Raw genomic sequence first — 12,291 nt, 5'->3', positions numbered from 1 at the left:
GTTCACCTCACGAGCAGGACGGCGCTGACGATCAGGGCCACGGCAAGGACCCCGAGGAGGAGGAAGAGCAGCGGGCCGTGCCCGCCGGCGGGGGGCGTCCCGTCCGCTGCCGGGAGCCGGGCCGGCCGGGGCGGCGCGACGGGCCCCTCCGGGGCCTGCGCCCGCGGCGGCTCGGCCGCGATCCGGCGGCTCTCGCGGAACTCCCGCTGCCGGCGGCGCAGCTCGCGGAACTCGGCCCGTCCGTTCTCCTGCGCGGCGAGCCGCTGGTCGCGGACGGCCGATGGCGGCCTGGCCTCGGGCCGCGTCGTCTGAGGGGCGGTCGCGCCAGAGGTCGCCTGGTCCGGGGGCGGCTGCCGGGGCGGGGCCTCCGGAACGTGCCGATCCTCCGGGCCGCCCGCGGGCGGCGGCGGCATCGGACGACTCCGCCACAGCCGGTCCTTGATCTCACCGGGGGAGACGGAATGGCCGTTGGTGGCGTGGAAAGCCGGTTCGAGCGCCTGCGCGAGGTCGGCGTCGAGCTCGGCCAGCTCCGCGACGAGGGCCGCGGGCGTGCCGCCGCCGGGCGACCCGGTCGCGAGCCGGAGCAGCAGGTGGGCAGCCGCATGGACGTCCGGGACGTCGCTGACCGGCAGCCCCGTCGGCGAGCCGAGCGCGGACCCGGCGAGCGCCTCGGGCGGGCCGAGCGGCTCCACGTGCCCGAACCCGTGCAGCTCGACGCGGCGGCCGTCCCAGAACACCGTGTCCGCCGAGAGGGCCCGGTGCGCGAAGCCGAGGTCGGCGAGGAACGCGAGCGCGCCGAACAGGTCGCGCGCGGCCCGGCCGAGCTGCGCGGCGTCGAGCCGCGGCGCCGGGTCCCACCGGGAGACCGGCACGCCGCGGCGGGTCACCATCAGGCGCACGGGGCTCTGCGCCGCCTGGAAGCCGATCATCCGCCCGGCGGACGCCTGCCGCCCGGCGATCCGGTCGTAGACCTCGGCCTCACGGCGCAGCACCTTCGCCCCGGCGGGCGAGAGGGCCGTCTTGAGGAGGACGTCGCGGTCGTCGGCGCGGCCGTAGCGGTGGCTGAGGAGCGCGTCCCCGTGCTCCAGCTCGCCCTGCGTGAAAGTGACCGTGACCCGACCGGATTGCCCGAAAGATGACTTCTGCAGGGTGAATGTCTCTTCCACTGGCGCCCCCGCCCGTTCTGTGTAGATAGCGCCCCCTCCGGGTCATATTTGCGGCGTGACGATTAAGTGCTGCATGCGATCCGGTAGGTGTGACGCTCGGAGTTGGGGGAAGGTTGCCACTTTTTTCGATTTGAGATCGACCCAGGCCAGAGCGGGAACCGCCCCGGCTGCATTGGCCCGCCAAGCCGCATCGGCGGCGTGCACGGCGCTCCCGCCGCCGCCCCCCCGTCCCACCGCCCCGGCCGTCGCGGCCGGACATGGACGAATGTCCGTGAGTGTGTAAAACGCAATGGACAAAGCGCCACGAAATGCCACACACCCTACGGGGACGTCCGACCGGCTCGGTGTGGAATGAGCCCGCCGGCCAGGTAGTTCTACTAGAGATGAGCGACGGGACGGACGTGGAAGCGGCGCGGACGCGCGAGGCGCTGGAGGCCGAGCGCGAGCGCACGCTCGCCGCCGTCCGCGCGCTCGACCGCGACCGCGAGGGGATCGTGGAGTCGGCGCGGCTGTCGGCCGTGGACGACGAGCACGACCCCGAGGGCGCGACCCTCGGTTTCGAGCGAGCCCACGTCGAGGCGTTGCTGGCGGCGGCCCGGAACCGTCTCGACGACCTCGACCGCGCTCTCGAACGCCTCGCCGCGGGGACCTACGGCATCTGCACCTCCTGCGGCGGCCCCATCGGCGCCGGCCGGCTGGCGGCCCGTCCCGCCGCGGCCCTCTGCATCTCCTGCGCCTGACCCGCCTCCCCTGCCGCCGGACGAGGCCGGATTCCGGGGCGGCGAGGACGCGCCACGGCAGGAGGAGTGGATCCGTCGGGCGTCGGCGACCGTGATCGCCCTGCGCGTGGTGATGAGGTCGGCGAGCAGGCGCCACGGGGACGCCGAGGCGGCAATTGTTCGCAATCTTGATCAGCCCGTGCCTTGCCCCTGGATAGATGCCGGCCGCCTGGCCGGTTCTTCGGCGGCTACCGCCGTTTCAGGGTGCCGCTCGCCCGCCTCCTCACGCCGTCCCGCGGCATCCCCTGCCACGAGCGGAGTACCGCCATGCGTCCTTCCACAGCCTGCCCGCCTCAGCCCGGCGCGGATCGGGACAAGACCGAGGTCCCCGCGTTGCGCTCGGACCACCCGAACCATCGGACCGCCGCGGCGGTCGGCGCGTACCCGGCACCCTCGCCGGACGCGTCGCTCCTGTACGCCATCGGCAACACGCCGCTCGTATGGACTCCGTCCCGGGCCTCGCCCTGGCCGCCGAGGCATCGCCCGGCGGCGTTCCCGGCGCCTGGTGCCCCGACCAGTACAGCAATCCCGACAACGTGGCCGTCTACGCGGCCCTGGCGGCCGAGCTGATCGGTGCCCTGCCCTGGATCGACGCGCTGGTCTGCTCGGTCGGCACCGGCGGGCACAGCTCGGGGGTCTCCCGCGTGCTGCGCCAGTCGTTCCCGGATCTGCGGCTGGTCGGCGTCGACACCGTCGGCTCGACCATCCTCAACCAGGTCGGCATCAACATCGGGTTCTGCATGCCCATGCCGTATCTGGCGGCCCACCTGGCCGGGGAACCAGGTGTCGCCGCCCCCGGCCGAAGCGGGATCTACGCTCCAAGGTCGGACGGCTCCTGCTTGGCATCGGACGCTTCGTGGCGTGGTGAGGGGTCACACGGTGCTCACCTTTCGGCATGCTCGAAATGCGTCACGCTCTGTGTTGATGCGAACACTGTGCGGGCAGAAGTGGGGAGACCGCTAGGCCGCCTGGAAGCAAAGGAGCAGGGGAAACTCATGCGCATCGCCACTATGGCCGTTGTCGGCACGGCCTCCGTCCTCGGACTCGTCCTCACCGCGGGCTCCGCCGTCGCCGGGACGGGTGCGGTGCTCGCCGCCGGCGAAGCCGTCCAGCTCACTTCCCAGGGTTACGGTGCCCTGAAGATCGGCAGTTCCGAGCGGGACGCGCTTCGCTCCGGGATGCTGGTGCGCAAGTTCACCGGACAGTGGTGCGACGGCTTCGACCTGAAGGACCACCCCACGGGCCGCGACGAGGTGTCGGTCTACATCTCCAAGAAGTACGGGGTCGCGATGATCGCGCCGCCCCGCGCCACCCGCACTCCGCGCGGCGTCCACGTCGGTTCCACGTTCCGGGAGCTCAAGCGCGCTTATCCGGGCGTCCAGCGTGACGTCCACGGCTTCTGGGACGTCACCGCGCCCGGCAACCGCCGCGCGCTGTACCAGTTCGAGGTGGAACGCGGCCGGGTCACCATGATGGCGCTGAACCTGAAGGACCAGGACTGCTTCAACTGATCGGCAGGAGATCCTCCTCGCCCGTCGACCGGTGAGGGGCGCTGGGACCGCATCGCGTCGAAGGGCGCGGCGAGCATCCGGTTGAGCGGCACCGCCTCCAGCCGGGCGGGCCGCCCTGTTCGATCCGCATGGGGACTCCACCGGTGACAGGTTCTCCTTATCGCCCCGGCACTGACCCCCGCCTGACTCGTGGTCGCCGCCAGAAGACGCGACCGCGATGGACAAAGACATGGCAGGCTCTATGTGCTTGGCTGCTCCGGCGGGCTATCGCCCGTCGTCCCCGCCGGCTGGATGAACACCCCTTCGGCCTCGACGGTCACGCCGTCGGCGTCGGCGATCGACCCCGCCACGAACACCTTGCGCCCCTCCTCGCGGACGATCTCCGCTTCGAGGCGGAGGGCGCCGAGGGGGGTGCCGCGCCGGTAGCGCATGGTGAGCGTTCCCGTGAAGGTCGCCCGGCGCATCCCGGACGCCGTCTCGCCCATGATGTGGTCGAGGAGCATCGCGGAGACCCCGCCGTGCACCAGTCCGGGAGGTCCCTCGTAGGCCGCGCCGAGGACGACGTCGGCGTGGCATCCGGACGGGCCGTGGACGACGCGGAGGGGCGGCGCGATCGCGTTCGCGGCCCCTATCACGGCATTGCCCCAGTTCCACGCCCGGAGTTCGGCGTTGTACCGGATGCCGGCGGGACCGGGCAGCTGGGCCGCCCGCAGCCGCTCGACGAGTGCGGCGAGGTCGTCGCGGACCCGCCGCACCTCCTCGTCGTCGACGGTCGTGCGGATCGTGGCGTCGACCAGCTCGCGGACGGTTCCGGCCAGCGACGCCATCACCGCCTCCCGGCGGTCCACCTCGGCGGTCGGCGTGTCGTCGCGGACGAAGCCGCCGACGTTCATCGCGGACGCTTCGGGCGAGGGGCGGCGGCTCGTCATGCGCCGACCGTATACCGTCGGGGCCGGCGCCACCAGCATCACATAGAGATGTCTATGTGATGCTTCCCGGTGTGTCCGTTTTCGCCGTGCCGCCCGGACTACACTCGCACCGTGACCAAGCCCTCGTCCGCCCAGGGCGCGAAGCCGAAGGACCCGGCGAGCCGCGGCGTCACCGGCCCTGCGCTGAACGCGAGGGGCACCCGGCTCAACCGGCGCGGTCTGGAGACGCGCGCCCGGATGATCCGGACGGCGGTCGAGATGCTCGCCGGCGGCGGGCACGGCGGCGAGGCCAGCGCCAACCTCGTCGCGAAACGCGCCGGGGTCACCTGGGGCACGGTCCAGCACCAGTTCGGCGACGTCGACGGGCTCTGGGCCGCGGTCCTGGAGGAGCTGGGAAGCCAGGGCGACATGCTGCCCTGGAAGGAGCTGGACGACGGTTCCGTCGCCGAACGCATGAGCCGGATCGTCGACGCCATCTGGTCGGGGCTCGACTCGCCCGCCGGGCGGGCGGTGGCGACGCTGCGAGGCCTGCTGCCCCGCGACACGGCCGAGCTCACCGAGACGTACCCGCGAACGGCCGAGCAGCTCGACCTCTGGGACCGCCGGTGGCGGCGCGCCTACGCGCGGGCGTTCCGCGGGCTCGTCGTCGACGCCTACCGGCTGGAACGCGTGCGCCACCTCCTGCCGGCCGCCGTCCACGGCCTCTATCTGGAGCAGCGCCTGAGCACCTGGACCGATATCGAGGACGCGCGCGCCGTGCTGGCCGAGTCGATCGCCGGATACCTCGAAGCTCCGCACTGAGAGCGCGGGACGCCGGGGGCGCGACTCAGCCGCGGTTCCGCAGACCGTCCGCGCGCAGGACCACGAGCAGGACGACGGCGAGCGCGGCGGCGAGGACGCCCAGCCCCGGGAGCGGGCGCGCGGCGACTCCGAGGCCGCCGCCCGTCCAGGAGCCCGCCAGCACGCCCAGCGACGACAGCGCGAACGACCAGCTCATGACGGCGCCGAACTCCTCACCGCGGAACGACGCCTGGCGCAGCGTGGTGATCAGCACGTCCCGCATCCGGCCGAGGGCGGCCCCGGTCGCGACCTGGCCGAGGGCCACGGGCCAGACGGCGGCCGGCGGCAGCAGGACCAGGCATGCGGCGAGCACCGCGACCCCGGTGATCGCCCCCGTCAGGGAGAGCATCAGCGCGCCCCGGATGCCCAGCCGGCGCTGCGCGAGGGGTGCGAGGTGGGGGCCCAGCGTGGCGCCGACGCCGAAGCAGGCCACGACGAGTGCCAGCGAGGTGGCGGGCGGCCAGGGCATCGCGCGGGCCGTCCAGAGATGGACGAAGACGCCCGCGCTCGCGTGTCCGGCCGTCACCACGAACGCCACGGCGGGCGACGTCGGCCCCGAGCGGACGAGAACCCCCGCTACGTCCGTCCACGACCTGCGCGCTCCAGACGTCTCCGGCTCTCGCGCGGGGGTGGTCGGCACGGTCCGCCTGCTGACGAGACGCAGGCAGGCCCCGGACGCCGACAGCACCAGGTTCAGCCCGACGAGCAGCGCGAAGGAGCTTCCCGAGACCAGGCCGCCCATGGGTGCGCCGATGACGAGCCCGACGAACCCCAGCATGGAATAGACCGCGGCGTTGAACGACAGCGCGTTGGCCGGGGAGAGGCGTGCCAGTTGCCGGGCGTAGAGCTCCTCGACCACGTCGCAGATCGCCGGGAAGACGAGCGCGAGCAGCAGATAGCAGATCATGACGGGGCCGGAGTGGGCGGGCGCCAGCACGAGCGCGGCCAAGGCGGCGGCGGAGAGGACGGCCTCGGCCATGTCGGAGGCCACCAGGACGGCGGCCGGGGGGAACCGGGAGAGCAGCCGCGTCGTGAGCGGGGCGGCGAAGCCCAGCGCCTCGGCCGCGGTGGCGAACACGGGCAGCCACATCACCGGCAGCAGTCCCTGGACGACCGTGCCCGCGGCGCCGCCCTCGACCACCCTGCTGCCGACGATCGACACCGTGAGCCCGGCCAGCATCCAGCGCCGGGCGCGCAGGACCGCGGGCAGCGGCGCGGCCCGCCGTCCGCCGGTCAGCTCGTGAAGCACAGCGCCCGCTCGGCGCCGGGGAACGACCGCAGGTCCAGGCGCAGCGCGGCCGCCCCCGCCGCGTTCAGGCACGGGGGTTCGGGCACCGCTTCGGCGAGCCGGCGCACGAGGGCGCGCCGCTCGCCGTCCAGCAGGCGGTCGTCGAGTTGGAGGACCAGGTTCGCCAGGTACCTGGCGCGGAAGGACGTCCGCTGGAGGCAGTGCAGCGACCCGTCCCGCTCCGGATCCGCCGACAGCCGCACGACCCGCTCGTAGTAGTGGCTCAGATGCGCGTACACCGGGAAGGCGGAGAACGCCCGGTCGCTGTCCCAGCGTCTGCTGGAGGTTTCGGTCCGCCACCACGGGATGTCGATGAACTCGGGGGTCGACTCGATGAAGGCCCTCTCGAAGCCGCGGGTGAGGCGGTAGGTCTTGGCGTGCACGGCCTCGTGGAGCAGCGCTTCGGCGGCGGCGTCCGGGCGGTGCTCCAGCCGCGTGCCGAGGACGACCGCACCCGCGAGGTCGTCCCAGGACGCACCGGCGATGTGCTCGTCGCGGGTGAGCGCGGCGCGTGTGACGAAGCACCGGACCTGGTCCCACAGCTCGGGGATCCTGGCTCTGAGCAGAGCGTCGGCCTCGGTGAGCAGCGCCTCCAGGGCGGTCCGTCCCTGCTCGTCCTCAGGCTCGACGCGGCCGTGCTCCCGGTCGGCGAGGGAGTTCAGCGTCCTCATGAGGGCGGCGTCGGCGGGATGGCCGCGGTCCAGCCACGCCCGGACGGTGCCGTTCCCGACCGGCTCCAGGTACTCGGGCGGGACGGGCCCGGCGTCCCCACCGCACCACCGCGCGCACGCCAAGTGGTCCACCATCGGATGGAGGGCGAGGCCGGATGCGGCCCCGGGGTCTATGCCGGCCGCCGTGTAGAAGCGCGACGAAGCCTTGGCGACCTGCTGGGCGTCGCAGTAGGGCCCCTCGGTCAGGTTCGGTTTCATCCTCGTTCTCCCTCCAGGCGTTCTCTTTGCAGGAGCAGAGCGCACGTTCGCGGCGAGTGCAGCCGCCCGGTGGGGACCAGCGGACGGCAGAACAAGACGCCGTGGAACTGCTCCAGACCCGGCGCGATCACCTGGACGACGTGCACGCCGTGCTCCCCGTCCCGCGTGCCGGCCACGTGCCGCCAGACGGGTCTCCAGAAGACCTCGAAGCCGCGGTTCCGCAGGGTGTGCAAGAGGTGGACCGGCGTCCCGTCCGCCGGCCCGCTCCGGCCGCGCCCGCGCACGAACTCCTCGTAGCGGAGCCGTTCCCCGCACACCGGTTCCGGGACGGTGGCGGCTCGGTGGAGCAGGGGATAGGGGGCGAGGTCCGCCGGCTCGCGCCCGCCCTCGTCGGCGAAGGTGACGCCTCTGGTGAAGGCCGTCCATTCCTGGTGCAGCTCCGTCACCGCCCGCTCGTAGGCGATCTCGGGGAAGGGGGAGCAGCCCAGCCCGGCCAGACCGGACGGGCCTTCCGGGGGGACGAGGTGTGCCATGACGACGCACCCGGTGTGAGCGGTGATGTCCACCACCGTCGCCTCCGTGCCGGCCTCGGCCTGGACGGTCTCCAGCGCCCGCCGGAGCGGGCCGGGTGCGCCGCCCTCGATGCGCGGCAGCGGCCGGGGCGGCCCTAGGACCGACGACAGGAGGTACTGGCTGAACGCGTCCCGTTCCACCAGCTCGTTCACCGCGTGGACGAGCGCGTCGTCGAGCGTGGCGCCCGCCGCATAGCCGTTGGTCGTGGTGTACCGCTGCAGGACGGCCAGGTCCGCTTCGTCGTCGCCGCAGTGGTAGGCGAGATCGGTCACCGCCCGCGGGTAGGCGACTCGGCGTCCCGCCCTGGCCGGGTACAGCCCGGTGAGCGTGCGGAACTCCGCCGTGGCCTGCGGTGCGGCCGTCCGGACACCGCGAGCGTGGTCGTAGAGCAGGTCGAACTGCTGGAAAGGGGACGGAGGCAGCACCTCCCGTCCGAGTCCGCCAGGTATGCCGGGGAGCGTCCCGTATGCCGCCGCGTGCTCGAACGCCTCGAACAGGGCACTGGCCAGCGATCGTCTCCCCACGCCCTTGCCCGTCGCCTTCCCGACCGGCGATCCGGCCGCGTCCGACAGGACGGCGGTGAAGACAGTCACCCGGTCGTCGAGCGTGTCGTCCGGGGGACTCCAGGCCAGGTGCAGTCCATGGGCCCGCGCGGCGTCGAGGGCGAGCGCGAGCGCCTCGGCGACCGGGACGGACCGCTCCCTGTCGCCGACGCCGCCCGGATGCGGGCACGACGGTCTCGTACGGGTCAAGAGCGACACCTCCCAGGTGATGGGCGGCCGGTCGCCGCACCGCGGCTGCGGCGCGGCGACCGGGGGCGGCGTGTCCGCCGCCGCGGGCTACCGCTTCTCCTGCTCCTTGGCAGGGACGGCCCGGACGGCGGTGGACCTGGCGAAGAACGCGTCCTCGGCCGTCTTCCGCTCGCCGCGGGCGTCGGCGAGGTTCAGGTGCCCGCTCGCGGATTTCCCGTGTCCCATCGCGGTGTCCTCTCTGTTCTTTCCGGTGGTTGCGGCCCCCGGACCGCCTGGACGGGCGGCTCGTGGACGGGTCCCGTCCGCGAGCCGTGATCTGAGGGTCCCCGCCAGCGCTGACGCCGCGGTCACGCGCCGGTCACTCGAAGTCGCGCACCGGCCGTGCGCCCACCGACCGCCGACCGTTGCCCGCCGCCCGTGTGCGCGGCGCCTCGCCGCATTCACGCCGGGCAGTGGCCCCTGAATCGGAGTGAACTCGGCTGGGGCGGCAATACCGGAGGACACGTCCCCCCGGAGGTGCGCATGGTTTGGCTCGGGCTTGTCCTCCTTGTCGCGGGCGCCGTCCCGGCTCTCACCGCGGAAGGTGACCTGGGCGGCGTCGACATCACCGTGGCGGGCGCCGCCGTCATGGCCGTCGGCGCGGTCCTGCTGATCGCGGGCATCCTGCGGCTGCGCAGGCGCCGCCGTGTCGGGCCGACCGGCAGGGCCGCGCAGGCGTACTACCGGACCTCGACCGGCAAGATCGTCGCGATGGTGGTCGCGGTGATCTACATCGTCTCCCCGGTCGACCTGATCCCGGACGTCTTCCTGCCGTTCGGCATCGTCGACGACGCCACCGCCTTCACCTGGCTGCTGTTCGCGCTCGGCCAGGAGTACACGCGGCGTTCCCGCACGGAACGCCGCGCGCCCTGAAGCGCGGCTTCAGCGGCGGCGGTGTCCTTCCTCGCCGGGGTCTCCGGGCTGCATGGCGGAGTGGGCGCGCCGGTGGGCCGCAACGCGTTCGCGGGTCGCGCATCGGCGGGAGCAGTAACGGCGTTCCGGTCCGCTGCCTTGCGCGATGAAGACGTTCTGGCAGCTGGACGACGAGCAGATCCGGCCGGGCGGGCGTTGCCGGTCCCAGACCAGGACGGTCAGGGCCATGCAGGACGAGGCGAGGAGCCACTCGCCCCACGGGGCTTCGTCGTCGCGGTCGAGGTGCGGATGCCAGGGCGTGCCGCCGCCGTGCGAGGTCAGACGGAGCGGCCCGGTGTGCTCGCGCAGGAGGCGGTTGAGGGCGGTGGCGGCGTCGTCCGCGTCCTCCGCGGCGAAGACGTCCCGGAGCAGAGCGGCGGCCGCGTGCATCTCGGCGATATCGCCGGTGCTGAGGCCCGGCGAGGGGACCGTCTCGCCGTAGGCGCCGAGCACGCCGGCAACGGTCGCCGGGTCAGGGCGGTCGTCGGCCAGGGCGTTGACCAGGGCGGCGGTCCGCCGGGCCATGGACAGCACGGAGTGCCGGGTGGACCAGTCGTCGACGGTGGGCCGCATCCAGTCAATGTAACGCATATTGCTATGTTTTAAGTTACTTCCGTAACGTCCTGTCGATGAAGAGGCGTTACTCGTTGTGCTCGTACCTCGCCGGAGCGGTGGCGGCCCGTCTCGGGGACGAGATGTCCGGCCCGGCGCTGATGCTGGCGGGCTTCGCCCTGGCCGGATCGACCACCGACGCCTCGTCGCTGCTCGCGGGCATCACGGTCTCCGCGGCGGTCGGGGGGCCGGTGCTCGGGGTGCTCCTGGACAGGGTGAGCCGGCCGGGCCGCCTGCTGGGCGGAGCCGTCCTGCTGTACGCGGCGGGGCTGGGTGTGATCCTGCTGGGGCTCGGCCGCGTGCCGTTCGCCGTGACCATAGTGATCGCCGTGGCGGCGGGGCTGCTGGGACCGGCCCTGTCCGGCGGATGGACGGCCCAGCTTCCCCGGGTGGCGCCCGGCGACCGTCTGCCGCGGGCGAGCGCCCTCGACGCCATGACCTTCAGCGCGGCGAGCCTGGCAGGTCCCGCTCTCGCGGGCGGTGCGGCGGAGGCGCTGGGGGCGCCGATGGCCGTGGTGGCCGCTGCCGCACTCATCGTCTCGGCGCTGCCCGCCGCGTGGCGGCTGCCCTCCCCGCCCGTCCGCGCCCGGACGGCTCAGGCGACCTCACTGATCGGCGATCTCGCCGCCGGCGCACGGGTCATCATCGGCAGACGGCTCCTGGCGCGAGCGACCCTCGCCTCGGTGGTCTGCTGCGCCGCTCAGGGCATGCTGACCGCCTGCGTCCCGCTGCTGGGGGAGCGCGTCCTGGGCGGCGCGGGGCGCGGCATGGTCCTGCTGTCCTGCTCGGCGGTCTCCGCCCTGGCGGCCAACGCCCTGCTGGCCCGGTTCCCGCGCGCCGTCGACCCCGACACGATCATCTGGGTCGCGGCCCTGGTCCAGGCCGCCGCGTTCGCCCTGGCGGCCCCGGGACGGCCGGCCGCGCTGATCGCGGCCGTCGTCGTCGCCGGTATCGGTGAGGGCCCCCAGCTGGCCGCGCTGTTCGCGATCCGGCACCGGGAGGCCCCGGAGAAGCTGCGCGGCCAGATCTTCACCACCGGCGCCAGCCTCAAGATCACCGGATTCGCCGTGGGGGCGGCGGTCGCCGGACCGCTCGCGGCCCGGTCCCTCCCGGGCGCCCTGGCACTCGCGTCGGGCGTGGCGGCCTCGGCGGCACTGGCCGCCCTCATCATCCCCTCGGCTCCGGTCAACTCCCGGAGGGAGGAACCAGCTGACCGTGTTCGACGCTGAGGGGCCGTTGTCCTGGGGGCTGGGCCGGTCAGGGTCGGCGATCCTCTGGGGGCGGGAGGTAGGGGCGGAAGTGGTCGGCGACGATGTCGGCGACGGCGCCGGCGTCGCGGGTTCCGTCGACCTCGATGACGCGGATGCCGTGGCGCCGGGCGGAGCGGACGGCGTCGTCGGCGACGAGGCGGTCCCGTTCGAGCCGGTTGCGTTGGGCCCGGGCGGGGTCGCTGACACGGCCGCCGGAGGCGGCGGCTCGGGGGAGTTCGCGCAGTTGCCGGTCGCGGAACGCTTCGGTGGGAACCATGACGACCATCCGCCGGGGCGAGTCGATGAGGGGTGCGACCAGTTCGGGGCGCAGGCCCCAGCCTTCGGCGATGACGGGCCGTCCGGGGATCAGGGCGCGCAGGTCGTCCAGGGCCCACTCGAAGCGGGCCGGGAAGCCGGCGAGGGTGTCGGCGGCCATCTCCTGCGGGGTGGTGTTCACCCAGACGGCGTCGGGGTCCGGGGCGTCGGGCGGGTGGCCGAGCCTGATCCGGCGGGCGATCCGGCGGTCGTTGTGGCCGCGCGCGTCGTGGTAGTCGTAGTTGTAGGCGGTGAGCCCGTACCGGTCGGCCAGCAGCCGGGCCACGGTGGACTTGCCGGCCCACTGCCCGCCACCGATCCAAAGGACCCTGCGAAGCGTGCCGAACGGATCCCAGACCTCGCCGCCGTCGGCACCCATGTTCCCAGACCTCCTTC

Annotated in this window: 13 protein-coding genes; 5 read left to right on the top strand and 8 right to left on the bottom strand. The window is 73.6% G+C overall.

Annotation, left to right across the window (positions count from 1 at the left end):
- Window positions 1–2 precede the first annotated feature (2 nt).
- Window positions 3–1,166 (bottom strand): hypothetical protein, encoded by a 1,164-nt coding sequence (locus tag ABWI07_RS19095; protein ID WP_149263945.1) that lies wholly within the window; start codon window positions 1,164–1,166, stop codon window positions 3–5.
- Window positions 1,167–1,549: 383 nt separating this feature from the next.
- Between ABWI07_RS19095 and ABWI07_RS19090 the strand changes: the two genes are divergently transcribed.
- Together ABWI07_RS19090 and ABWI07_RS19085 are read left to right on the top strand one after the other, a co-directional pair.
- Window positions 1,550–1,906 (top strand): TraR/DksA family transcriptional regulator, encoded by a 357-nt coding sequence (locus tag ABWI07_RS19090; protein ID WP_353819316.1) that lies wholly within the window; start codon window positions 1,550–1,552, stop codon window positions 1,904–1,906.
- A 479-nt stretch (window positions 1,907–2,385) separates the two neighbouring features.
- A complete protein-coding gene (locus ABWI07_RS19085; protein WP_353819315.1) occupies window positions 2,386–3,456 on the top strand; it encodes a pyridoxal-phosphate dependent enzyme in 1,071 nt (356 codons plus the stop codon).
- Window positions 3,457–3,695: 239 nt separating this feature from the next.
- Here the strand turns inward: ABWI07_RS19085 and ABWI07_RS19080 are convergent, their stop codons facing one another.
- Window positions 3,696–4,385 carry a PaaI family thioesterase gene (locus ABWI07_RS19080; protein WP_353819314.1) on the bottom strand — a complete coding sequence of 230 codons (690 nt, stop codon included), beginning with the start codon at window positions 4,383–4,385 and terminating at the stop codon, window positions 3,696–3,698.
- A 111-nt stretch (window positions 4,386–4,496) separates the two neighbouring features.
- On the opposite strand from ABWI07_RS19080, the gene ABWI07_RS19075 reads away from it, so the two are divergent.
- Window positions 4,497–5,186 carry a TetR/AcrR family transcriptional regulator gene (locus ABWI07_RS19075; protein WP_353819313.1) on the top strand — a complete coding sequence of 230 codons (690 nt, stop codon included), beginning with the start codon at window positions 4,497–4,499 and terminating at the stop codon, window positions 5,184–5,186.
- Between the two features lie 25 nt (window positions 5,187–5,211).
- On the opposite strand, the gene ABWI07_RS19070 is transcribed toward ABWI07_RS19075, so the two are convergent.
- The 4 genes from ABWI07_RS19070 to ABWI07_RS19055 form a co-directional block, all read right to left on the bottom strand.
- The gene (locus ABWI07_RS19070; protein ID WP_353819312.1) at window positions 5,212–6,474 is read right to left on the bottom strand and encodes an MFS transporter; all 1,263 of its coding nucleotides are present in this window, start codon (window positions 6,472–6,474) and stop codon (window positions 5,212–5,214) included.
- Entirely contained in the window at window positions 6,459–7,442 is a 984-nt protein-coding gene (locus ABWI07_RS19065; RefSeq protein ID WP_353819311.1) for a hypothetical protein, read from the bottom strand. Before ABWI07_RS19065 ends, ABWI07_RS19070 begins: the two co-directional genes overlap by 16 nt.
- The gene (locus tag ABWI07_RS19060; RefSeq protein ID WP_353819310.1) at window positions 7,439–8,767 is read right to left on the bottom strand and encodes a YcaO-like family protein; all 1,329 of its coding nucleotides are present in this window, start codon (window positions 8,765–8,767) and stop codon (window positions 7,439–7,441) included. The genes ABWI07_RS19065 and ABWI07_RS19060 overlap by 4 nt, the downstream gene beginning before the upstream one ends.
- Window positions 8,768–8,854: 87 nt before the next feature.
- Window positions 8,855–8,992 carry a hypothetical protein gene (locus ABWI07_RS19055; protein ID WP_353819309.1) on the bottom strand — a complete coding sequence of 46 codons (138 nt, stop codon included), beginning with the start codon at window positions 8,990–8,992 and terminating at the stop codon, window positions 8,855–8,857.
- 297 nt (window positions 8,993–9,289) lie between these two features.
- Between ABWI07_RS19055 and ABWI07_RS19050 the strand changes: the two genes are divergently transcribed.
- Window positions 9,290–9,679: a YkvA family protein gene (locus ABWI07_RS19050; RefSeq protein WP_353819308.1), complete on the top strand. Its 390-nt coding sequence runs from the start codon at window positions 9,290–9,292 to the stop codon at window positions 9,677–9,679.
- Window positions 9,680–9,688: 9 nt separating this feature from the next.
- Here ABWI07_RS19050 and ABWI07_RS19045 read toward each other — a convergent pair whose 3' ends face one another.
- On the bottom strand, window positions 9,689–10,291 hold the full coding sequence (locus tag ABWI07_RS19045) for a CGNR zinc finger domain-containing protein (RefSeq protein WP_353819307.1): 603 nt from the start codon (window positions 10,289–10,291) through the stop codon (window positions 9,689–9,691).
- Window positions 10,292–10,347: 56 nt separating this feature from the next.
- On the opposite strand from ABWI07_RS19045, the gene ABWI07_RS19040 reads away from it, so the two are divergent.
- Entirely contained in the window at window positions 10,348–11,559 is a 1,212-nt protein-coding gene (locus tag ABWI07_RS19040; RefSeq protein WP_149263936.1) for an MFS transporter, read from the top strand.
- Window positions 11,560–11,587: 28 nt separating this feature from the next.
- Here ABWI07_RS19040 and ABWI07_RS19035 read toward each other — a convergent pair whose 3' ends face one another.
- On the bottom strand, window positions 11,588–12,274 hold the full coding sequence (locus tag ABWI07_RS19035; protein WP_353819306.1) for a hypothetical protein: 687 nt from the start codon (window positions 12,272–12,274) through the stop codon (window positions 11,588–11,590).
- Between the last annotated feature and the right edge of the window lie 17 nt (window positions 12,275–12,291).

This window comes from Actinomadura sp. NPDC000600, assembly GCF_040492135.1.
In the GTDB taxonomy this organism is placed as follows: domain Bacteria; phylum Actinomycetota; class Actinomycetes; order Streptosporangiales; family Streptosporangiaceae; genus Spirillospora.
Note: the sequence above shows the minus strand (reverse complement) of the source record. Positions and strands in the feature narration are given on the sequence as shown.